The following is a 20079-nucleotide window of genomic DNA, read 5'->3' as shown; positions in this document are numbered from 1 at the left end:
AAGTATTTACTTTTTGGATTAGCCCGTTTTTTATATCTCTTTATCAGGTCCGATTAAAACAGACCACCTTTTTTCAGCGTCACTTTACCCTGGCCGATCTTGTAACCGTTGTGATAGATTTCAACGGTGTAGTCACCTACTTTATAGTCAGAGTTCTGTTTCCAGTCCATGGTAACGGATTGTTTCTGACCAGTGGTGTAAGCCACGGTTTTTTTGGTGGTGTACAGTTTTTCGGTACCGTCTTCCAGTGTGAACCTGCCTGAACCCAGTGCTTCTACAGCCAGCGGGGTATTGTCTGGAGCAGTGATGGCAACGAAAATTTCCTTGTCACCGGTAGGAGCGATCCTGTTGTCGTCCAGGTCAAAGCTCACCCGCATCATGTCTGCGCGTTTAGCTTTGGAAGTTTCCACTTCTTTGCCGTTGTGTTTTATGCGCAGCGGCAGCAGCTGGATGTTGGAAGCATGTAATACGGAACCGAGGTCCACTTTTTTGTTCAGGCTGTCTTTTACCACGCCCACAGAGTCCCTTTCTTTACGGGCCACGTCTCTTTCACCTGCCAGTACAATTTTTTCACCTTCCAGGCGCTCGATGGTCTGTTGATAACCTTCGATGCTGGATTTCAGTTGTTCAATCAGGCGACGGGCTTCGGCCAACTGCGCCTGTGTAGCGTTTTTATTGCTCAGGATACTGGAAATACGCGCTTTCATATCCTGAATTTCTTTATCCTTGGTTTTCACCAGGCTGTCCATACGGGTATTCTGGGAAACCAGGTCGTCCAGACGGGCGTTGGCAGCATTATATTCCTGTTGTAAGGCATCACGGGATGAAGAAATGGAGTCTACCTGAACAGTTTTTTGTGCGAGTTGCTCACTGGATTTATTTTTGTCGTACAGCATGTAAATCCAGGTACCTGCCAGAGCCGCAATTAAAATACCGTAAATTAGGCCATTGCGGCTGCGCGGTTTTTCTGGTCCGGGTGAACCCGGTGCAGGTGTGTTAAAAGTGTTCTCAGTCATAGTTGTTTGTTTTATGTTTAATTGTTATATGGTTAAAAATCATTATTCAAAATTACTATAATAATAGAATATATTTTCTCAAACGCATAAAAGTCTTCAAAACGTGTTACCTAATACAGGATTAGATCAGTTATTGTTGTTGGACATAGAAACAACTCCGGCTACCTCGGCATTGGAACAGTTGCCGGATAACATGCAACGGCTCTGGGGAGAGAAAATGGCAAAAACTGCGCCAGAATCCGAAAATGAAGCGGAACTATACGCTGACAGGGCTGGGATCTACGCCGAATTTGGAAAAATTATATGTATATCCGTCGGCTTCTTCAGCCTGGAAAATAATGCCTATCATTTGCGGATGAAATCGTTTTATAATGACGATGAAGCAATTGTGCTCAATGGTTTTTTAGCATTAGTGGATAAGTTTCATACGAAGTATCCCCACTTCCAGTTCGCCGGGCATAACATAAAAGAATTTGATATTCCTTTTATTTGCCGCCGGTCTGTTATTCATCAGTTATCTTTGCCCAAACCTTTGCAGCTTCACGGCTTTAAACCATGGGAAATGCCCATGCTGGACACCCTCCAGCTCTGGCGCTTCGGTGATGCAAGGCATTACATCTCCCTGAAACTGCTCACCGCGGTATTGGGCATAGAAACGCCCAAAGACGATATCGACGGCAGCATGGTAGGGAAGGTATACTGGGAAAACCACGACCTGGAAAGAATAGTGGCCTACTGCCAGAAAGATGTAACAGCCGTGGCCCAGCTACTGCTCCGGTTTAAAAGACTGCCCCTGTTGAAGGAAGAACAGGTAACCCTGGTGAAATAACCGGGCAAACCCACAAAAACAGATCATGGAATATCAGGACATTATACGCGACTGGAAACAAAAGAAATTCCGGCCCCTCTACTGGCTGGAAGGTGAGGAAGAGTTTTTTATCGATCAGGTGACTGCCTACGCGGAACACGACCTGCTGGATGAAGCAGAGAAAGGGTTTAACCTCACCGTATTATATGGCAAGGACACTGACTGGACTGCCGTGGTCAACGCCTGCCGCCGCTATCCCATGTTTGCCGAAAAACAGGTGGTGGTGCTAAAAGAGGCCCAGTCCATGCGCGACCTGCTTAAACTGGAAGGCTATATTGAAAACCTCATGCCATCTACGGTGTTTGTAGTGGCCCACAAACAGGGCAAAATAGACGGCCGCAGCAAAATGGCCAAGCTGATCAAGGAAAAAGGCGTGCTGCTGTCTACTAAAAAAATGTACGATAACCAGCTCCCGGCATGGGTGGAAGCCTATGTCAGCAGCCGCGAACTGGCCATCACGCAGAAAGCGGCCATCCTGCTGGTAGACCATATTGGCAACGACCTTTCCCGCATCGCCAACGAAATAGACAAACTGCTGGTCAATCTGCCGGCAGGCAAAAAAATCGATGAAGGCGATATCGAAAAATATGTAGGCATCAGCAAGGAATACAACGTATTTGAACTGCAAAACGCCCTCGGACAAAAGAACGCCGACAAGGTTTTCCGCATCATCTCCTACTTTGCGGCCAACCCTAAAGCGGCGCCCATTCAGATGACGCTGCCCGCCCTCTATAACTTCTTCGCAAAAGTGAACCTCATCTTCGGCGTGAAAGGCGGCGAAAAGGAAATAGCTTCGGCATTGGGCGTGCATCCGTTTTTTGTGAAGGACTATATGGCTGCGGCCCGCCAGTATGGCCCCGAGAACGCGGAAAAGGCTATCCTGCTGCTGCAACACTATAATCTGCGCAGCATTGGTATCAACGATGCAGGTGTGGAGGACGGAGAATTGATGAAGGAACTGATGTATAAAATAATGAACTGATTAAATTCATCTGAGATGCATCCCGTATTACGTATAATACTTGGTATAGTGGTACTGATAGCCGGGTTTTATGCACTATACTCCAGTGCCACATTTATATGGATGATGGTCAAGCTCCATCCTGTCATGAAAAACGGCGGTTATACCACCAGCTATGTGCTTCAGTCAGGAGGAATGTTGCTGGGCGGACTGGCATTGGCCTGCTATTTCTTCTACAGGGCCTATAAATTACTGAAACCGCCAAAGAAAGAGGAACCAATCGAATTCCTGGGAGAAGAGCTTTAGGCTTTTGCTCCCAGTATCTCTCTGGACTGGGCAGAATCCCTGTCCATCTGTACGATCAGGTCTTTAATATCGTCAAACTTCTGATTGGCGCGGATATACGCTATAAAATAGACAGTCAGCTCCTGACCGTAGAGGTCTTCATTAAAATCAAACAGGTGTACTTCCAGACGGAGGTCTGTGCCGTTGAAGGTCGGACGAAAGCCAATGCTCATTACAGCGGGCAGCAGGTCGTCATGACCGGCGGCTTTTACCCTTACGGCATAAATGCCTTCTGCCGGGATCAGTTTCCGTTCGTCGTTCAGGTGAAGGTTGGCGGTGGGATAACCCAGCTGCCGGCCCATTTTGTCGCCATGTACCACGGTGCCGCTCAGGAAATACGGATATCCCAGCAGTTCATTGGCCAGTAATACCTCGCCTTCCTGCAGGCTCTTACGGATTTTGGTGGAACTTACAGTGAGATCATTGACTACCTGCTGTGGGATTTCCAGCAGCCGGAAACCGTATTGTTGTTGTTCCGCTTCCAGCAGTTCCAGCCCACCTTCCCGGTTGTGGCCAAAACGGTGGTCGTAACCAATGATGATGGTATGTGGCTTGAAACGAGCTACCAGAAAGTCTTCCAGGTATTCGCGGGCGGAGAGTTCAGAAAAAGCTTTGGTGAAAGGCACCACTACCAGGTGATCAATACCAGCCTGTTCCAGCAGGGCGATCTTTTCCGGCAGGGTGGTGAGCAGCCGGATATTATTGGGGCGAGGCATCAGTACTTCCCGCGGATGGGGGTCAAAGGTGACGATCACGGTCTCTCCGTCACACTCCGCAGCGGCCTGCTCCAATTGTTCTATAATGAAGCGGTGCCCTGCATGTACGCCATCAAAAGTGCCTATCGTGATAATCGCATTACGGAATTCCGGTAAATGCTTTAAGTCCCTGTGAACCTGCATATAATTCAATAACATCAAAAATGCCATGCAAATCTAACACATTCAGCGGGCATTATGCACGGAATCTGTTACTTTTGCAGCCAGATTGTTACTTTATTCTCATATTTATTTGATTTCCGGTGGATAATAATATTTACGCCAAACGTGGTGTTTCAGCTGGCAAGGAAGATGTGCACAATGCCATTAAAAATATCGATAAAGGCCTGTTTCCGAAGGCTTTCTGCAAAATAGTGCCGGATATTCTCGGCGGTGATGATGCTTATTGCAATATCATGCACGCAGATGGCGCGGGCACCAAATCCTCCCTCGCTTACATGTATTGGAAGGAAACCGGCGATCTGAGCGTATGGAAAGGCATTGCACAGGACGCTATCATCATGAACATGGACGACCTGCTCTGCGTAGGCGCTACCGATAATATCCTGTTATCCTCCACTATCGGCCGTAATAAACAGCTGTTGCCCGGCGAAGTGATCGCTGCTATCATCAACGGCACCGAAGATATCCTGGCTGAACTGCGCCAACACGGCATCAGCATCTATTCCACCGGCGGGGAAACCGCAGACGTAGGCGACCTGGTACGGACCATCATCGTGGATTCTACGGTGACAGCCCGCATGAAACGCAGCGATGTGATCTCCAATGACCGTATTCAGGCTGGTGATGTGGTAGTGGGACTCGCCTCCTACGGACAAGCTTCCTACGAAACGGAATACAACGGCGGCATGGGCAGCAATGGCCTTACCAGCGCCCGTCACGACGTGTTTAATAAAGCCATGGCGGCCAAATATCCGGAGAGCTATGATCCCGGTATCCCGGCTGAACTGGTGTTCAGTGGTAAAAAGGCACTGACAGATAAAGTTGATATTCCCGGCTTCGGCGCTATAGATGCCGGTAAGCTGGTACTGTCGCCCACCCGCACCTATGCGCCGGTGATCAAAAAAGTACTGGAACAGTTCCGTCCGCAGATACACGGCATGGTACATTGCAGCGGTGGCGCCCAAACCAAGGTGCTGCACTTCATTGAAAACCTGCATGTGATCAAAGACAACCTGTTTCCCGTTCCGCCGCTGTTCACCCTGATCCAGGAGCAGTCCGGCACTTCCTGGAAGGAAATGTACCAGGTGTTCAACATGGGCCACCGGATGGAATTGTACGTACCGGAAGCTATCGCGGCAGATATCATCAGTATTTCCAAAAGCTTTAATATCGATGCACAGATCATCGGAAGAGTGGAAGCTGCCGCACAGAAACAGGTCACTGTAAAAGCGCCGGCAGGCACTTTTATCTACCAGTAAAAAATCGCTTTAAGATTATAAAATAAACGCCGGACCTGAATGGCCCGGCGTTGTTGTTTTAGTTTTAGCAAAAATGGATTATTGGTGTTGATGTTTCGATTCTTCCTGCATGGTAAAACGTATCGGCAGATTGAACTGCACATTGACGTTCCTTCCGTTTTGTTGACCCGCATGCCACCGGGGCATGGCGTTCACCACACGGATAGCTTCTTCCTCCAGTCCATTGCCCTTCGGAGCGCCCACTGTATGAACATCTTTGACGAACCCTTCCTTGTCTACCACAAACTGGACGAATACCGTGCCGCTGGTGCCTTTTGCCTGTGCTTCCTTTGGGTACAGGATATTTCCTGACAGATAGCGTGCCAGCGCATCTTCACCGCCATCATAGGTAGGTGGCTTTTCCACAAAGGTGAATATCTCGTCTGGACCTGTCTGGGGATTTTTAGCGGTGCCTTCGGCGGGATTGTTTTCTCCAACAAAGATAGTTCCCAGCTTTTTTTCCAGTTGGAACCGTATGGGGATCATGTAGTCCACGGCTACTTTCTGCCCGTCTTTCTCCGCCGGTTTCCATGTGGGCATGGCTTTGACCACCCGGATGGCTTCTTCTTCCAATCCTGCTCCCAAAGGAGTATTGGTGGCTTCTGCATGGGTAACGTTACCGCGGGCATCAATGATGAAGTGAATTTTAACTGTGCCCTGGATGCCCTTATCATAAGCCACTTTTGGGTAGCGGATGTTGCGGCTCAGATAGATGGCCAGCGTTTCGTCGCCACCCGGGTAAGCGGGGCGGACGGAGAGCTGTGAGGGATCAACCGTAACCACGGTAACGGATGGAACGGCGCCGGGTTTTGGACGGACGGTGTCGCCGGTAGTATGAGCAGCCTGCGCAGGCCCTTCCGGTTGCGCCTTTGGACTTAATATGCTGCCGGTGGGCACCAGCGCCCGAATGGCGGATGGGCGCTGGTCGGCCACAAAGGCAAGTGAGCAGAAAATAGTGGCCGCAACAGGCAGCACCAGTATTCTGCGCAAATAACTGAACCTGGGTTGGTGGAATTGTGTGAGCATAAAAATTCGTCGTTTTATTGGCGGATGGAAAAAATCGTTGGTAATTGAAAACTGCCGGCTGTTAAGGGCGTTCCGGAGAATGTTTTCGGCGTAACCAGTCACTTCGTTACCGGCTGCTTTCCTGTCAGCGATGAATTCATGCACAAGGGACAATTCCCTTTTTATCAGATGGAAGAAGGGATTGATCCAGCAAATGGAGGTGATCAATTCCAGTAATATTTTATCGATGCTGTGTCTCTCCCGCAGGTGCACCAGCTCGTGTTGCAGCACCTGTTTGTTGTCCGGCGTATCGAGGCTGGAGTCCATGTCCCAGAAGATATACCGGAAGAAGGAAAAGGGCGCCTGTACCTGTGGGTGGCGGGCAAAACGGAAGGGCGGGATTTCCTGCACGGTACTGCGCCGTATCAGTTTCCGGATGCTCAGGACGCCGGAGAGCAGACGATACAGGAAAAAGGCCACTACCAAAGCGTAGGTAACGGTAAGGGCTATACGCAAATAAGCGGTCGGATCTGTTGTGGGGGTGGCGGCGACAGGTTCCCGCAGGGTGAGCATTTTGCTGGTGTAAGTCAGCACGGCGGACGTTTTTTCATTATTGTCCGGAAGAGGGATCTGTAGCAGCGGGGTGACCAACGATACCAGGGTAATGAGCATCAGGTAGTAACGGTTCCATTGGTGAAACCGGTTGTTACGCAGTGCCAGATGGTAATAGCCATATAGCAAGGCGCTGCACAGTACGACTTTCTCCAGGTAGATAAGCGCTGTCATGTGGAATGCTTTTAAATCGGATGATAAAGGTGAGCGGTCCTGTTGTTATTGTTTGTCGTGGTCTTTGATTTGTTTTATCAGCTGTTCCAGGTCGTTGACGCTCATTTCTTTTTCCTTCACAAAAAAGGACACCATGTTGCTGAAGGAGCCGCCAAAGTAGCTTTTGGCCAGGCTGTTGAGTGTTTTACGGCTATAGGCGTCTTTTGTGATCAGGGCATAGTACTGATGGGATTTGCCAAATGCCTTAAAGTCCACAAAGCCTTTTTCGATCAGGATTTTCACCAGGGTGGACACCGTGTTGTAATGTGGTTTGGGCTCCGGCAGGGCCTCGATGATATCTTTCACGAAGGCAGGCCCTGTTTGCCAGAGCGCCTGCATGATCTGTTCTTCCGCTTTGGTAAGTTGTTTCATGGCTGGTGGATTATTGTTCCTAAGTTACAACTAAGTTTTTAGTTTGAAAACTATTTTTTTAGTTTTTAGGAAGAAGTGTTTATTCGTGGCGGCTGTTTTTGAGGAGGTGGATGCCTGTCGTTCTTCGTTTACCAGAGGGATAAGTACGGGCATGACCATCAAGGGTTAAATTTTGTTGCCGGAAGACGCAACGAATTATTTTTTAATTGGTTATTTTTGTCGCCATAACGCAGTTTAGCATTAAACAGAACAAGTACATGACACCCGAACAGCCGATTATCCAGTTAACGAATGCCAGTATTTACCAGGGAAATTCTTTGATTTTGTCTGATGTGAATATCACGGTGAATAAAGGAGAGTTTGTATATCTTATTGGTAAAACGGGGACAGGCAAGTCCAGTCTGTTAAAGACCCTTTACGGGGATTTGCCTTTAAAGGACGGAACGGGCCAGGTAGTGGGGTTTGATCTGAAGAAGATGGACTGGAAGAAGGTGCCTTACCTGCGTCGTAATCTGGGCGTGGTGTTTCAGGACTTTCAGCTGTTGACCGACCGTAACGTGCATGACAACCTGAAATTTGCGTTGCGGGCCACTGGCTGGCAGGACAACAAGCAGATGGAGGATAAAATTGCGGATGTGCTGGACAAGGTAGGGCTGGGCACCAAGGGATTTAAGATGCCTTATGAACTGTCAGGCGGAGAGCAGCAGCGTATAGATATTGCGCGGGCGATGCTCAATTCGCCGCGGCTGATCCTGGCGGACGAACCTACCGGTAACCTGGACCCTGAGACTTCTGATGGTATTATGCAGCTGTTGTTCCGTATTTGCCGGGAGGGCACCGCTATTGTGATGGCCACGCACGATTATATCGTTTTGCAGAAATTCCCGTCACGTGTGTTACGCACTGAAAACGGGCATGTAACAGATAATGCTGCCCTGAATTTTTCTGCCTAATTGATTTCAAGTAGCTTACAGATATAAAATATTCGGAATTAATTATAAATTCCGGCTTTATTGGTAATTCGTATTTTTTAAATTACCTTTGCACCGGAAAAATAGCGACAAAAAACATTATTATTACTTATTATTATTAAAGATGTCTTACTTAACTGTTGAAAAGAAAGCCAATATTTTTAAGGAATTTGGTGGAAGCGAGAAAAATACAGGCTCCGTGGAAGCGCAAATTGCCCTGCTGACTGAGCGTATCAACAGCATTTCCGGTCACCTGAAACAAAACAAAAAAGATTTCTCCACTCATCGTGGTCTGATGAAAATGGTAGGTCAGAGAAAGCGTCTGCTCGCTTATCTGTCTAAAACCAACCTCACCGGCTATCGTGCCCTCATTGAGAAGTTAGGTATCAGGAAGTAACCATGACTTAATTATAGCGCTATTCCCAACTTTTATGTTGGGAATAGTTTTTTTGTATGTATACGTTTTGTTATCCTTGTGATTGTAAATGGATAACGTTATCTAATTAATCCTCACTTTTTTATGAATCTGACACCTATCTCAGTGAAATTCGATATAGGAGACGGTCGTATCGTGACCATCGAGACCGGCAAGTTGGCCCGTCAGGCTGACGGCGCGGTAACGGTGCGTTTGGGGAATGCAATTCTGCTGGCCACGGTGGTAGCGAATAAAGAACCTAAACCCGGCCAGTCTTTTTTCCCGCTTACTGTTGACTACCAGGAAAAATTTGCTTCTGCCGGCCGCATACCCGGATCTTTTTTCAAACGCGAAGGCAGACTATCCGATTCTGAGGTCCTGATCTCCCGCCTGATTGACCGTGCATTACGTCCCCTGTTCCCCGACAACTATCTCTGCGAAGTACAGGTACTGGTTACACTCATCTCTTCCGATGCTGAAGTAATGCCGGACGCATTGGCCTGTCTGGCTGCATCTGCTGCACTGGCCGTTTCTGACGTTCCCATCCAGGAAATCATCTCCGAAGTACGCGTTGCGCGCATCGAAGGTAAATATGTGATCAACCCTAACCGTTCTGATCTGGCGAAAGCCGACATGGACTTCATCATTGGTGCTACTGAAAAGAACATCATGATGGTGGAAGGCGAAAGCAAGGAATGTCAGGAAGAAGACCTGATCGCTGCTATTGAAGCTGCACATGCCGCTATCAAAATACAGGTTAAAGCCCAGGAAGAACTGCGCGACCTGAAAGGCGTGAAAGGCAAACGTGAATTCGCACAGCCTCATCAAAACGAAGAGCTGAAAGCAAAAGTGACCGCTTTTGCGAAAGATAAAATTTACCAGGTAGCGAAATCCGCTTCTGCCAAGCATGACCGCAGCGATGCGTTCAAAAAGATCGCTGACGAGCTGAAAGAAAGCCTCGGTGAACTGCCGGAAGAAGATGCGCCACTGGTAGGTGAATATTTCCACGCGCTGGAAAAAGAAGTGATCCGTAACATGATCCTGGACGAGTCTGTCCGCCTGGATGGCCGTTCTCTGGACCAGGTACGTCCGCTGGCGATGGAAACAGACATTCTGCCTTCCCCGCACGGTTCTGCCCTGTTCACCCGCGGTGAAACCCAGTCTCTCACTACGGTTACCCTGGGTACTCCGGAAGATGAGCTGCTGATCGAAAGCGCTGCTGTCTCCAATTACGTTAAATTCATCCTGCACTACAACTTCCCGCCATTCTCCACCGGTGAGGTGAAAATGATGCGCGGCCCCGGCCGTCGTGAAGTAGGGCATGGTAATCTGGCCATGCGCTCCCTGAAGCAAATGATGCCTGGTTCCGAATACCCTTACACTGTACGTGTAGTATCCGATATCCTTGAGTCTAACGGTTCCTCCTCCATGGCTACCGTATGTGCCGGTTCACTGGCACTGATGGACGCAGGTGTTCCGCTGCCGAAACACGTTTCCGGCGTGGCAATGGGCCTTATCTCCCGTGCTTCTGATGGCAAATGGGCGGTACTGACCGACATCCTGGGTGATGAAGACCACCTCGGTGATATGGACTTTAAAGTAACCGGTACCCGTGACGGTATCGTGGGCATCCAGATGGACATCAAAGTGGATGGCCTCAGCATGGATGTAATGCGCTCTGCACTGGCCCAGGCCAAGAAAGGACGCCTGCACATCGTGGAAGCCATGTACGCTGCTGTACCTGCTGCCCGTCCTGAACCAAAACCACACGCACCACGTATGGAGAAGATCATCATCGACCGCGAATTTATCGGCGCTGTGATCGGACCGGGTGGTAAAATCATACAGGAGATCCAACGCGAAACCGGTACTACCATCAACATCGAAGAAGTTGGTGAAACCGGCGAAGTAAGCATCTTCTCTGCACAGAAAGACGGTCTCGACAGAGCCGTGGCATGGGTGAAAGGCATTGTGGCCGTTCCTGAAGTAGGAGAGGTGTACGAGTCTGTAGTAAAATCCATTATGCCTTATGGTGCTTTCGTAGAGTTCATGCCTGGCAAACAAGGCCTGCTGCACATCTCCGAAGTGTCCTGGAAACGCCTCGAAACAATGGAAGGCGTATTGGCTGAAGGCGAAAAGGTAAAAGTGAAACTCACCGGTACCGATCCTAAAACCGGTAAGTTCAAACTGAGCCGTAAAGTGCTGATGCCGAAACCAGAAGGTTATGTAGAACGCGAAGAAGGTGATCGCGGCGAACGCCGTGACCGCGGAGATCGTGGTGGCGATCGCGGTGACAGACGTGACCGTGGCCCTCGCGACGACAGGCGCGGCGGTGGTGACCGTGGCGACAGACGCGGCCCTCGTGAAGATCGTGGTCCCCGTGAAGACCGTGGCCCTCGCCCGGAACGTCAGGACTATCCTGAAAAACCACAGGAACCTACCTTCGACGAAGAATAGTTTATAACTGAAATTAGATAAATGAAAAAGCAGCTACTGTCTAGTAGCTGCTTTTTCATTTTAAGAAAGTATGAAATGGTTGCTGTATATATCCCTATCCGCCACTAAATGTCCTTAAACACAAACAAAACAGCCCATTATCAGAAAAAACTGAATTGTAACCCAGGGCTTCAGCCCTGGGACTTTTAGCGATGCGTGATCTGTTCCACGCAGAAAGTGCTTTCCCGGAAAATCTCCTTGCCGTTGTTCATGCGGAACACGCGGTAGTTGTTGTTATTAATGGGCTCAAAGATGAGTTTGTACGCCGGCTGTACGATTTTGCTGCCCCGTTCCACTATTTTCAGGTTACCGGTCGCCAGCAGGTCGGGCAGTATTTCTTCCACATAGGGCATCAGGATGCCGCAGTCTTCTGCCCACAGCAGGTTCATTTTGTCTGTGCGGAAGCTGATTTCCTTGTTGAGCGTATCTTCCACGAAGCAGTAGGCTTTCAGGAAGTGGTTGGCCATGTCGTTATTGTTGAGCCGGGCGAACTGAATGTTACGGAATACCTTATTGCTGTTTTTGTTGTTACGCAGGGTGGTGTCCATAGTGATCATGTAATCGAGCAGATGTTGCCGGTCGAAGATAAGGATGGCATTATCTCCCTGATATACAATGGAGTCTCTGAACGGCTCTGAGGGCGGCTGTACTTTAATCACTGTTTGTGCTGTGGCGGCCCATGAGCAGGCGATACCTGTGAGCAGGAGCAGTAATGTTTTCATAGGTAATATTGGTTAATTTTTATATGTCAAATATAGTAATATTAATAATAAATGTTATAAATTGGCCCATGGTAAATATTTTCTTACTATTTCCCGGTGCTGGCGGATGTTTCGGGCAAATGATTATATTTGCCGCATATGTCACATATTGCTATTACGCTGCAGGCCAGCGCTGAACAGGCCGACCTGCTGATTGCGCAGCTGTCAGATACAGGTTATGAGGGATTTGAGGAGCAAGCGGACCAACTGATCGCCTATATTCCGGAAGCTGACTTTGATGAGGCGTTATTGCAGTCGATTCTGGTACCTTACGGTATAACCTATACGAAAGAGACGATTCAGCAGACGAACTGGAATGCAGTGTGGGAGAGCAATTTCGAGCCTGTGCTGGTAGACGGCTTTTGTGGCATCAGGGCCGGTTTTCATCCGCCATTTACGCCGGCGCCAACCTATGAGATTGTGATCACGCCCAAGATGTCGTTTGGTACAGGGCATCACGCCACTACTTCTTCGATGATACGGTTGATGCAACACCTTTCGTTTGAAGGAAAGAAAGTATTCGATTTCGGGACTGGTACGGGCATTCTGGCTATTCTGGCTGATATGATGGGGGCTGCGCAAACCGATGCTATTGATTATGATGAATGGGCGGTGAACAATACGCTGGAGAATATACAAACCAATCATACCCGTCATACGACCGTATGGCAGGCTGATAACCTGGACGCGGTGACGGGCACATATGATATTCTCTTGGCCAACATCAATCTGAACGTGTTATTGAGGTTTATGAACGATATGCGCCGTTTGCTGGTACCTGATGGCATCCTCCTGTTGAGCGGCATTATGCCGTCAGACGAACAACAAATACTGGCCTCAGCAGTTCCGGCCGGATTTACGCTCCTGGAAAAAATTGAGAAAGACAATTGGCTGGCACTGAAACTGAAGGCAGGTAGCAAGGAATAGTTTAAATTTTTATATGAAAAGTGCTGATAATCCAACTTTTGTGTTATAAACTTTTCTAATGTTTGCTTAATTTTAACACAGAATTTGTTATCTTAGCAATCCTAACTTATAGTGATGACAGAAATTTTATTGCTTTTTTGTGCTTATCTGATCGGTTCTGTACCTACGGCTGTATGGGTAAGTAAAGGCGTTTTCGGGATGGATATCAGGGAATATGGCAGCGGCAACGCCGGTGCTACCAACACATTCCGGGTACTGGGCCCCAAAGCAGGAACTTTTGTGATGGTGGTGGACATGTTGAAGGGTGTACTGGCTGTACGGTTAGCATATCTCGCATCTTACTATCATGATCCCGAGCACCTGACACAGCTGGTGAACCTCCAGATCGGACTGGGCCTGGCTGCGGTGGTTGGGCATATTTTCCCTATCTGGGCCAACTTCCGGGGCGGTAAAGGAATCGCTACCCTGTTCGGCCTGGTACTGGCCATTCAGCCGGTGGTGGCCTTGTGCTGCGTGGGCGTATTTCTGATGATCCTCTTCCTGACACGTTACGTATCTTTAAGTTCTATCATTGCCAGCATCGCATTTCCTGTCCTGATCCTGTATATCTTTAATGAACCTGAAATTTACTATCGCATCTTTGCCATTGCTGTGGCTTTGATGGTGGTATTAACACATCAGAAAAATATTACCCGTCTGTTGAAAGGCAACGAGAGTAAAGTTCCCCTGTTCAGGAACAGAAAAGAAAAACATTAATTCAACTTTTTAGGAATAAACGTCAAAGCATAAAGTAAAAAGCCGGCCAACTGAAGTGTGCACGCTTTTTGCTTTATGCTTTTCTGCATTATAGCTTTTCTGCATTATAAATTTGATTCACCCATGAAAAAGATCGCACTTATCTTTACTGCCGGCATCGGACTGTTAGCGGCGTGTACCCGTGTACCTATAACAGGACGTAGCCAGTTAAACCTGCTCCCCGAAAGCACCATGCAATCCATGGCACTTCAGGAATACCAATCATTTCTTTCTTCCAACAAAGTCGTGTCCCAAAGCACCAACAGAGACGCAGAAATGGTAAAAAGAGTAGGACAGCGTATTGCCGGCGCCGTTACCGCTTATATGAACCAGAACGGCATGGGCAACCAGATTGCTGACTATAAATGGGAATTTAACCTGGTAGATAGTAAAGAAGTGAATGCCTGGTGTATGCCGGGAGGTAAAGTGGTGGTGTACACCGGACTGTTGCCTGTTACCCAGAACGAAACGGCACTGGCCTGCGTAATGGGCCACGAAATTGCCCACGCCATCGCCCGTCACGGTAATGAGCGCATGAGCCAGGGACTGGTGGCACAAGGCATCCAGGTGGCCGGCTCTGTAGCCCTGGGCAAAAATCCCACTGCTGTAAACCTCTTTAACCAGGCCTTTGGCGTAGGCGGTAACCTGGGTATTATGGCCTTCTCCCGCCAGAATGAGCTGGAAGCCGACCATCTCGGCGTTATATTCATGGCCATGGCAGGATATAACCCACAGGAGTCCATTCCGTTCTGGCAACGTATGGCCAACATGAGCAACGGCCAGAAACCACCTGAGTTTTTGAGCACCCACCCCAGTGATGCAAGACGTGTGCAACAGCTTCAGCAACTGATGCCGGAAGCCATGAAGTACTACAAGCCAAGATAGCATTTAGAGATTTTTTGATTTACGATTGCTTGATTTCGTAGATGAATAAATAAAAAGACCGAAGCAATTATTATTTGCTTCGGTCTTTTTATTTATTCGCTTTTAACTCGCAGAAATCAAGCAATCGTAAATCAAAAAATCCCTGAATCTTACATGTTTATTTCGATGACCTTCTTATTCTTCTGCGCTTTGGTCTTTTCCGGCACATGCGCCAGTATCTCTTTTTTAAAGGCTTCTATCAGGGCCTGTTTGATAAAATGACGATGGGTAACGAGACTGATTTCCCTTACCGGTTCGGGCGTTTTAAAATAACGGACCATATTCAGCTGACGGCTGGAAAGGTCCTGCAGGGACAGCTCCGGTAAAATAGTATATCCTTCATTCAGATCTACCATCCGTTTGAGTGTTTCCACGCTGCCGGTATTATATTCCAGGTTTTTATGCTCGCCCATGGTAAACTTGTCCTTGCAGATGTTCAGTACCTGGTTACGCATGCAGTGCCCTTCATTCAGCAGCCATACGTCTTTTAGCTCCAGTTCTTCTGCACGCACTACTTTCTTTTCATACAACGGGTTGCTTTTCGCGGTATACACCACAAAGGACTCATAAAACAGCGGATGCTCTTCCAGATGGGGATTATGCAGCGGCGTGGCCAGCAGGCCGCAGTCCAGCAGTTCCTGCTTCAACTGTTGAATGATCTGTTCTGTGGGGTATTCCCATATTTCCAGTTTTACTTTGGGATATTTCTTCATGAACCCCGTCAGGATGCGGGGAAGGAGATAGGGTGCAAGGGTAGGTATGATGCCTACTTTCAGGTTGCCCTGTACTTCTTTTTTCTGGTCGGCGATAATTTCCCGGATACGGGCGTTTTCTTTCAGGATGATCCTGGCCTGTGCCACCACAGCAATGCCTATTTCAGTGGGCACTACCGGCAGTTTGCTGCGGTCAAATAATTTAATGCCCAGCTCATCTTCCAGTTTTTGTATCTGCATACTCAGCGTAGGCTGTGTAACGAAGCATTTTTCCGCTGCGATCACAAAGCTCCGGTAGGTGTCTACCGCAACGATGTACTCCAATTGAACCGTTGTCATGCTGCAAAGGTATTGATAAAATCTATAGATAGGCAATTACGAATTACGAATTAAGGGCTCCCTTACAGAGCGGTTAGTAAGTAACCTCTCCTTAAGAAAGCCCTTAATTCGTAATTCGTAATCTGTAATTCGTAATTAGAATATACGATAACGATATTTGATTTTTTCAGTATTGCTGTACAGCTCGCGGATGTTGATAGATGCCTGGATTTCCTGTACGGCATCGGTTTTCAGGTTACGGAACTCAGCCTGTTTGTTGTCGATAATATTTTTTTCGGCCAGTCCGTTGTCCTGCGCGATCTTGAGTGAATTGTTCACCTTGGTGTAATAAGAGTCCAGCAGGGTAAAGTATTCGTTGTAAAGATTTTCGAAGCGTTTGGTCTGCAGCACCAGGTCTTCCAGTTGGTTGTTCACCTCTTTCAGATTGGGGTTTTCCCGCAGCAACGATTCATAATCGATACGTTTGTTTTTAGTGTATTTGGCTTCCAGCTGCCCGAAATAATCTACCACCTTTTCCTTTTTGAACTCATAGAAATATTCGTTCATCGTTTGGCTCAGCGGCTTGGCGCCTTTCTGCGGAGCGGGGAACTTCAGGGAAGTAGCGGTAAACGACAGGTGGTCGAACAGGTTGTCCTGCAACAGGCTGAGTTGGTCCTTATTGAAGTTGAGGCCATACTCAAACTTCTGGTTGGCGTCGTTCAGGGCTGTATAGTACACTACATATTTATTCAGTTCTTTTTCAAAATCCTGCAGTGACTTCTGATTGATCTGTTTATTGTTCACGCTGACACTGTGCAGGAAGTTCATCACTGAATTGGCGATGGCCAGCGGTGGTGTCAGGGAGGTGAAGCTCTGGAAGATAGGGCTGTTGATAATGGATTTGGTGGATTCCACTATTTTGGAATTTTTTTCACCCTTGTCTGATTTGTTTTTCAGGATGATTTTTTCCACCAGTTCCACGATGCGGTCGCTCAGTGAAAACCCTAAGGCCTTGCTTTCGGGGTTGTTGAGCGAGGTAATGAATACATCGAGGTTATTGGTGGTGGTGCGCGATTTCAGGTCAATGATCTTTTTGTTGAGCAGGTAATAAGTTTCACTCGCGTTGATAATATTATTTTTGATGAGATCGTACTTGCTCATATTATCGATCTCTTTACCCTGCAGCAGGGCCTGAATAGCATTGGAGTTCGTTTTGTCGTTGTCCGTGATGCGCTGCATTTCTTCCACCAGTTTCCGTATAGTGGTATCCTGTGTTTTGATGACTGGAGAGGTGATGGCTTTTAACTCCGGGTCCTGGGCTTGTGCGGCCTGAAAGGTTAACAAAAAGATAAAGGGTGCAGGCAGCACTTTCATCCATTTGAAAGTCCGGGAATTTTTTCCGGGCTGTACTAACGGCAATGAATAATTACAGGTGGCCTCTGGACCGTTACCATGCTTCATTTCCGTTGGTAGGTGTTTTAACATGTTCTTTTTGCTTTTTGTTAACAAAAATTTTAGAAAATATGATGCCAAAATCATCAAGCTACAAAGATAAATAATTAATAATAGTTAAAATTAAATCATGATAGGTGGTACACATGGGCATTTGAGCAATATATTTTGAATTATCAGCAGGTGACTTACCTTTGCACCCAAATTTGATCCACTTTTCATGCTGAATGACAAAAAGATAGTGGTTGTGTTACCAGCCTACAACGCAGCACTTACACTGGAAAAGACGTTCCGGGAAATCCCTTTCGACATCGTGGACGATGTGGTACTGGTAGATGATGCCAGTAAGGATGACACCCTGGAAGTAGGAAGACAATTAGGGATTAAACACCTGATACGCCATGACAATAACAAGGGGTATGGCGGCAACCAGAAATCCTGTTACAACAAGGCGCTGGAGCTGGGAGCGGACGTAGTGGTGATGCTTCATCCTGATTATCAGTATACGCCCAAGCTGATCACCGCCATGTGCAGTATCATCGCCAATGACCTGTACCCGGTTGTTTTCGGTTCCCGTATCCTGGGCAAAGGCGCGCTGAAAGGCGGAATGCCCATGTACAAATACATATTTAACCGTATGCTCACGCTGACGCAGAATATTCTGATCGGCCAGAAGCTGAGCGAGTACCATACCGGTTACCGTACCTTTTCGGGAGAAGTGCTGAAGAACATCAATTACATGGCCAACAGTGATGACTTTGTCTTTGATAATGAAATGATTTCGCAGATATTCATGAAAGGATACGATATTGCGGAAATAACCTGCCCCACCAAGTACTTTGAAGAAGCGTCCAGCATCAACTTCAAGCGGAGCGCCATCTATGGCCTTGGTGTGTTAAGGGTGTCTTTACAGCACCGTTTGCATATGTGGGGCCTTTTTAAAGGAAAGATTTATTAAAAAATTCGTATAGTCAGTGAGTTTAGCGCAGCAGTATCGATTAGCTACCAAATATATCCGGTATTATTTTACCTCCGGGAACCGTCATGATGTCCATTCCCCGTTCGTTTTCTCCCTCATAGAAGACGTATTGCTGGATAAAACCCGTCATGCCGCCTTCGGTGAGATAGAACAGCTGCGCAAACAACTGCTGGCCAGCACCGAAACCTTGCAGGTCACCGATCTGGGGGCCGGTTCCCTTATTTCTTCGGGCAACGAACGGAAAGTCAGCGACATAACCCGTTATGCCGCTAAACAGCCTAAATTCGGGCAGTTGTTTTACCGGCTGGTCCAATACCTTCAGCCGAAGCAGTTGCTCGAATTAGGCACCTCAATGGGCCTTTCTACCGCCTATATGGCCAAAGCGGCGCCCGATGCGCGTATATACACCATTGAAGGCTGCCCCAATATCGCCGCCAGAGCCCGCAAAAACTTTGATGCGCTGCAGCTCGATAATATCACGCAGGTGACAGGCAATTTTGATACGGTATTACCGGACGTGCTCCGCCAGATACAACGGCCCGACTGGGTGTACATCGACGGTAATCACCGCAAAGAGCCTACACTGGCCTACTTTGAGCAATGCCTGCAATACGTGCATGAACACTCCCTCCTGATTTTTGATGATATCCACTGGACTCCGGACATGGAAGCGGCCTGGCATACTATCCAGGAGCATCCGCAGGTGACCATGACCATCGACCTGTTTTTCATCGGGCTGGTCTTTTTCCGGAAGGATTTCAAAGTGAAACAGCATTTCACGCTGAAATATTAAAAAAAATTAAAAAATACCGCTGCGCAGGTAGTATATTAGGAAACAAATTCCTCATATGGACTACTGCAGATACCTCCTTTTTTGCTGTTGCCTCCTGCTGGCCGCTGTATGCAGCCAGGCGCAGGACCTCGACGCGTTCAGCTATGAAACCTATTACCATCATGGCGACACCCTGCGCTACCGCCTGCTGACACCGGCCAATTACGATGTGCACAAAAAATACCCGCTGATCGTTTTCCTGCACGGCGCCGGAGAGCGGGGATATGATAACAACGCGCAGCTGCTGCATGGCGGTACCATGTTCCTGCGTGACTCTCTGCGCAACAAATACCCGGCCTTTGTACTGGCGCCGCAATGCCCTACCGGCAGCACCTGGGCGCCGATGAGCCTCGAACGGGACAGCACCGGTAAAATCATCCGCGGGGACTTTCCGCTGGATGCCCCCGCTCCGCCGGCCACGGCAGCGCTCAATGTGCTGCTGGACAGCCTGTTGTCCACCGGAAAAATCGATAAGAAAAGAGTATATATCGGCGGCCTGTCCATGGGAGGCATGGGCACATTCTACATGATCACCAAAAGACCGGAATTGTTTGCAGCGGCGTTCCCCATCTGTGGCGCAGGCAACGTGGCGGCTGCCGGCCGTTTTGCCCGTAAGGTGCCGGTTTGGATATTCCATGGCGGGGCTGACGGTGTAGTACCGGTGGAAGGCTCCCGTGTATATGATGCCAAACTGAAATCCCTCCATGCAGACTACAGATATACTGAATATCCCGGCGTAGGCCATAACAGCTGGGACAATGTGTTCGTGGAACCGGACCTTTTCCGCTGGCTGTTCTCCCACAAAAAGAAATAATACATCTTTAAGAGGTGAAAATAAAAAGCCCCCGGCCATACGGCCAGGGGCTTT

The 20079-nt window shown here is 48.2% G+C and carries 20 protein-coding genes; 13 read left to right on the top strand and 7 right to left on the bottom strand.

All coding sequences use genetic code 11. The features are described 5' to 3' along the window. Positions 1-53: 53 nt before the first annotated feature. Positions 54-1016 carry a hypothetical protein gene (locus ACTJJS_RS20715; RefSeq protein ID WP_168872078.1) on the bottom strand — a complete coding sequence of 321 codons (963 nt, stop codon included), beginning with the start codon at positions 1014-1016 and terminating at the stop codon, positions 54-56. A gap of 103 nt (positions 1017-1119) precedes the next feature. Between ACTJJS_RS20715 and ACTJJS_RS20710 the strand changes: the two genes are divergently transcribed. The 3 genes from ACTJJS_RS20710 to ACTJJS_RS20700 are packed head-to-tail and all read left to right on the top strand — an operon-like array spanning position 1120 to position 3151. After that, positions 1120-1845, top strand: a complete 726-nt coding sequence (locus ACTJJS_RS20710; RefSeq protein ID WP_317166424.1) for a ribonuclease H-like domain-containing protein — start codon at positions 1120-1122, stop codon at positions 1843-1845. 25 nt (positions 1846-1870) lie between these two features. Further along, on the top strand, positions 1871-2866 hold the full coding sequence (holA, locus tag ACTJJS_RS20705) for a DNA polymerase III subunit delta (RefSeq protein WP_440665083.1): 996 nt from the start codon (positions 1871-1873) through the stop codon (positions 2864-2866). A 15-nt stretch (positions 2867-2881) separates the two neighbouring features. Next, the gene (locus ACTJJS_RS20700; RefSeq protein WP_168872080.1) at positions 2882-3151 is read left to right on the top strand and encodes a hypothetical protein; all 270 of its coding nucleotides are present in this window, start codon (positions 2882-2884) and stop codon (positions 3149-3151) included. Here the strand turns inward: ACTJJS_RS20700 and ACTJJS_RS20695 are convergent. Beyond that, positions 3148-4089, bottom strand: coding sequence for a bifunctional riboflavin kinase/FAD synthetase (locus ACTJJS_RS20695; RefSeq protein ID WP_440665082.1), 942 nt, complete (start codon positions 4087-4089; stop codon positions 3148-3150). The genes ACTJJS_RS20700 and ACTJJS_RS20695 overlap by 4 nt on opposite strands. A 119-nt stretch (positions 4090-4208) precedes the next feature. Between ACTJJS_RS20695 and ACTJJS_RS20690 the strand changes: the two genes are divergently transcribed. After that, positions 4209-5387, top strand: a complete 1179-nt coding sequence (locus tag ACTJJS_RS20690) for an AIR synthase related protein (protein ID WP_440665081.1) — start codon at positions 4209-4211, stop codon at positions 5385-5387. Between the two features lie 78 nt (positions 5388-5465). On the opposite strand, the gene ACTJJS_RS20685 is transcribed toward ACTJJS_RS20690, so the two are convergent. Both ACTJJS_RS20685 and ACTJJS_RS20680 read right to left on the bottom strand, forming a co-directional pair. Next, positions 5466-7217, bottom strand: a complete 1752-nt coding sequence (locus ACTJJS_RS20685) for a TonB family protein (RefSeq protein ID WP_440665080.1) — start codon at positions 7215-7217, stop codon at positions 5466-5468. Between the two features lie 45 nt (positions 7218-7262). After that, on the bottom strand, positions 7263-7628 hold the full coding sequence (locus ACTJJS_RS20680; protein WP_168872084.1) for a BlaI/MecI/CopY family transcriptional regulator: 366 nt from the start codon (positions 7626-7628) through the stop codon (positions 7263-7265). 257 nt (positions 7629-7885) lie between these two features. Here ACTJJS_RS20680 and ACTJJS_RS20675 point away from each other — a divergent pair, with 257 nt between their 5' ends. The 3 genes from ACTJJS_RS20675 to ACTJJS_RS20665 all read left to right on the top strand — a co-directional run bounded on the left by ACTJJS_RS20675 (position 7886) and on the right by ACTJJS_RS20665 (position 11471). Continuing rightward, entirely contained in the window at positions 7886-8581 is a 696-nt protein-coding gene (locus ACTJJS_RS20675; RefSeq protein ID WP_078667319.1) for a cell division ATP-binding protein FtsE, read from the top strand. A gap of 142 nt (positions 8582-8723) precedes the next feature. Further along, entirely contained in the window at positions 8724-8996 is a 273-nt protein-coding gene (rpsO, locus tag ACTJJS_RS20670) for a 30S ribosomal protein S15 (protein ID WP_168806334.1), read from the top strand. 123 nt (positions 8997-9119) lie between these two features. Next, positions 9120-11471, top strand: a complete 2352-nt coding sequence (locus tag ACTJJS_RS20665) for a polyribonucleotide nucleotidyltransferase (protein ID WP_343743720.1) — start codon at positions 9120-9122, stop codon at positions 11469-11471. A 185-nt stretch (positions 11472-11656) separates the two neighbouring features. Here ACTJJS_RS20665 and ACTJJS_RS20660 read toward each other — a convergent pair whose 3' ends face one another. After that, positions 11657-12232, bottom strand: a complete 576-nt coding sequence (locus ACTJJS_RS20660; protein ID WP_440665079.1) for a hypothetical protein — start codon at positions 12230-12232, stop codon at positions 11657-11659. Between the two features lie 138 nt (positions 12233-12370). Between ACTJJS_RS20660 and prmA the strand changes: the two genes are divergently transcribed. From prmA to ACTJJS_RS20645, 3 genes are all read left to right on the top strand, one after another. After that, a complete protein-coding gene (gene prmA / locus ACTJJS_RS20655; protein ID WP_440665078.1) occupies positions 12371-13198 on the top strand; it encodes a 50S ribosomal protein L11 methyltransferase in 828 nt (275 codons plus the stop codon). A gap of 114 nt (positions 13199-13312) precedes the next feature. After that, positions 13313-13954, top strand: coding sequence for a glycerol-3-phosphate 1-O-acyltransferase PlsY (gene plsY / locus ACTJJS_RS20650; RefSeq protein ID WP_168872088.1), 642 nt, complete (start codon positions 13313-13315; stop codon positions 13952-13954). 123 nt (positions 13955-14077) lie between these two features. Then, positions 14078-14878, top strand: a complete 801-nt coding sequence (locus ACTJJS_RS20645) for a M48 family metallopeptidase (protein ID WP_168872089.1) — start codon at positions 14078-14080, stop codon at positions 14876-14878. 149 nt (positions 14879-15027) lie between these two features. Here ACTJJS_RS20645 and ACTJJS_RS20640 read toward each other — a convergent pair whose 3' ends face one another. Together ACTJJS_RS20640 and ACTJJS_RS20635 are read right to left on the bottom strand one after the other, a co-directional pair. Next, complete coding sequence (locus ACTJJS_RS20640; RefSeq protein ID WP_168872090.1) at positions 15028-15969, bottom strand: hydrogen peroxide-inducible genes activator; 942 nt, start codon at positions 15967-15969, stop codon at positions 15028-15030. A 135-nt stretch (positions 15970-16104) separates the two neighbouring features. Beyond that, the gene (locus ACTJJS_RS20635) at positions 16105-17433 is read right to left on the bottom strand and encodes a hypothetical protein (RefSeq protein ID WP_168872091.1); all 1329 of its coding nucleotides are present in this window, start codon (positions 17431-17433) and stop codon (positions 16105-16107) included. A 187-nt stretch (positions 17434-17620) separates the two neighbouring features. Between ACTJJS_RS20635 and ACTJJS_RS20630 the strand changes: the two genes are divergently transcribed. The 3 genes from ACTJJS_RS20630 to ACTJJS_RS20620 are packed head-to-tail and all read left to right on the top strand — an operon-like array spanning position 17621 to position 20025. Further along, on the top strand, positions 17621-18358 hold the full coding sequence (locus tag ACTJJS_RS20630) for a glycosyltransferase family 2 protein (RefSeq protein WP_168872092.1): 738 nt from the start codon (positions 17621-17623) through the stop codon (positions 18356-18358). A gap of 16 nt (positions 18359-18374) precedes the next feature. Next, positions 18375-19172, top strand: a complete 798-nt coding sequence (locus tag ACTJJS_RS20625; protein WP_440665077.1) for an O-methyltransferase — start codon at positions 18375-18377, stop codon at positions 19170-19172. Between the two features lie 55 nt (positions 19173-19227). Next, positions 19228-20025, top strand: coding sequence for a prolyl oligopeptidase family serine peptidase (locus tag ACTJJS_RS20620; RefSeq protein ID WP_440665076.1), 798 nt, complete (start codon positions 19228-19230; stop codon positions 20023-20025). Positions 20026-20079 lie beyond the last annotated feature (54 nt).

The sequence above is a fragment of the Chitinophaga sp. 22308 genome (assembly GCF_052045305.1).
Taxonomy (GTDB): domain Bacteria; phylum Bacteroidota; class Bacteroidia; order Chitinophagales; family Chitinophagaceae; genus Chitinophaga; species Chitinophaga varians_A.
Note: the sequence above shows the minus strand (reverse complement) of the source record. Positions and strands in the feature narration are given on the sequence as shown.

What these genes read in the sequence shown, in the direction of transcription:
- ACTJJS_RS20715 (WP_168872078.1), bottom strand. Translation starts at nt 1,016, where the DNA reads ATGACTGAGAACACTTTTAACACACCTGCACCGGGTTCACCCGGACCA.
- holA (WP_440665083.1), top strand. Translation starts at nt 1,871, where the DNA reads ATGGAATATCAGGACATTATACGCGACTGGAAACAAAAGAAATTCCGG.
- ACTJJS_RS20700 (WP_168872080.1), top strand. Translation starts at nt 2,882, where the DNA reads ATGCATCCCGTATTACGTATAATACTTGGTATAGTGGTACTGATAGCC.
- ACTJJS_RS20695 (WP_440665082.1), bottom strand. Translation starts at nt 4,089, where the DNA reads ATGCAGGTTCACAGGGACTTAAAGCATTTACCGGAATTCCGTAATGCG.
- ACTJJS_RS20685 (WP_440665080.1), bottom strand. Translation starts at nt 7,217, where the DNA reads ATGACAGCGCTTATCTACCTGGAGAAAGTCGTACTGTGCAGCGCCTTG.
- ACTJJS_RS20680 (WP_168872084.1), bottom strand. Translation starts at nt 7,628, where the DNA reads ATGAAACAACTTACCAAAGCGGAAGAACAGATCATGCAGGCGCTCTGG.
- ACTJJS_RS20675 (WP_078667319.1), top strand. Translation starts at nt 7,886, where the DNA reads ATGACACCCGAACAGCCGATTATCCAGTTAACGAATGCCAGTATTTAC.
- rpsO (WP_168806334.1), top strand. Translation starts at nt 8,724, where the DNA reads ATGTCTTACTTAACTGTTGAAAAGAAAGCCAATATTTTTAAGGAATTT.
- ACTJJS_RS20665 (WP_343743720.1), top strand. Translation starts at nt 9,120, where the DNA reads ATGAATCTGACACCTATCTCAGTGAAATTCGATATAGGAGACGGTCGT.
- ACTJJS_RS20660 (WP_440665079.1), bottom strand. Translation starts at nt 12,232, where the DNA reads ATGAAAACATTACTGCTCCTGCTCACAGGTATCGCCTGCTCATGGGCC.
- prmA (WP_440665078.1), top strand. Translation starts at nt 12,371, where the DNA reads ATGTCACATATTGCTATTACGCTGCAGGCCAGCGCTGAACAGGCCGAC.
- plsY (WP_168872088.1), top strand. Translation starts at nt 13,313, where the DNA reads ATGACAGAAATTTTATTGCTTTTTTGTGCTTATCTGATCGGTTCTGTA.
- ACTJJS_RS20645 (WP_168872089.1), top strand. Translation starts at nt 14,078, where the DNA reads ATGAAAAAGATCGCACTTATCTTTACTGCCGGCATCGGACTGTTAGCG.
- ACTJJS_RS20640 (WP_168872090.1), bottom strand. Translation starts at nt 15,969, where the DNA reads ATGACAACGGTTCAATTGGAGTACATCGTTGCGGTAGACACCTACCGG.
- ACTJJS_RS20635 (WP_168872091.1), bottom strand. Translation starts at nt 17,433, where the DNA reads ATGTTAAAACACCTACCAACGGAAATGAAGCATGGTAACGGTCCAGAG.
- ACTJJS_RS20630 (WP_168872092.1), top strand. Translation starts at nt 17,621, where the DNA reads ATGCTGAATGACAAAAAGATAGTGGTTGTGTTACCAGCCTACAACGCA.
- ACTJJS_RS20620 (WP_440665076.1), top strand. Translation starts at nt 19,228, where the DNA reads ATGGACTACTGCAGATACCTCCTTTTTTGCTGTTGCCTCCTGCTGGCC.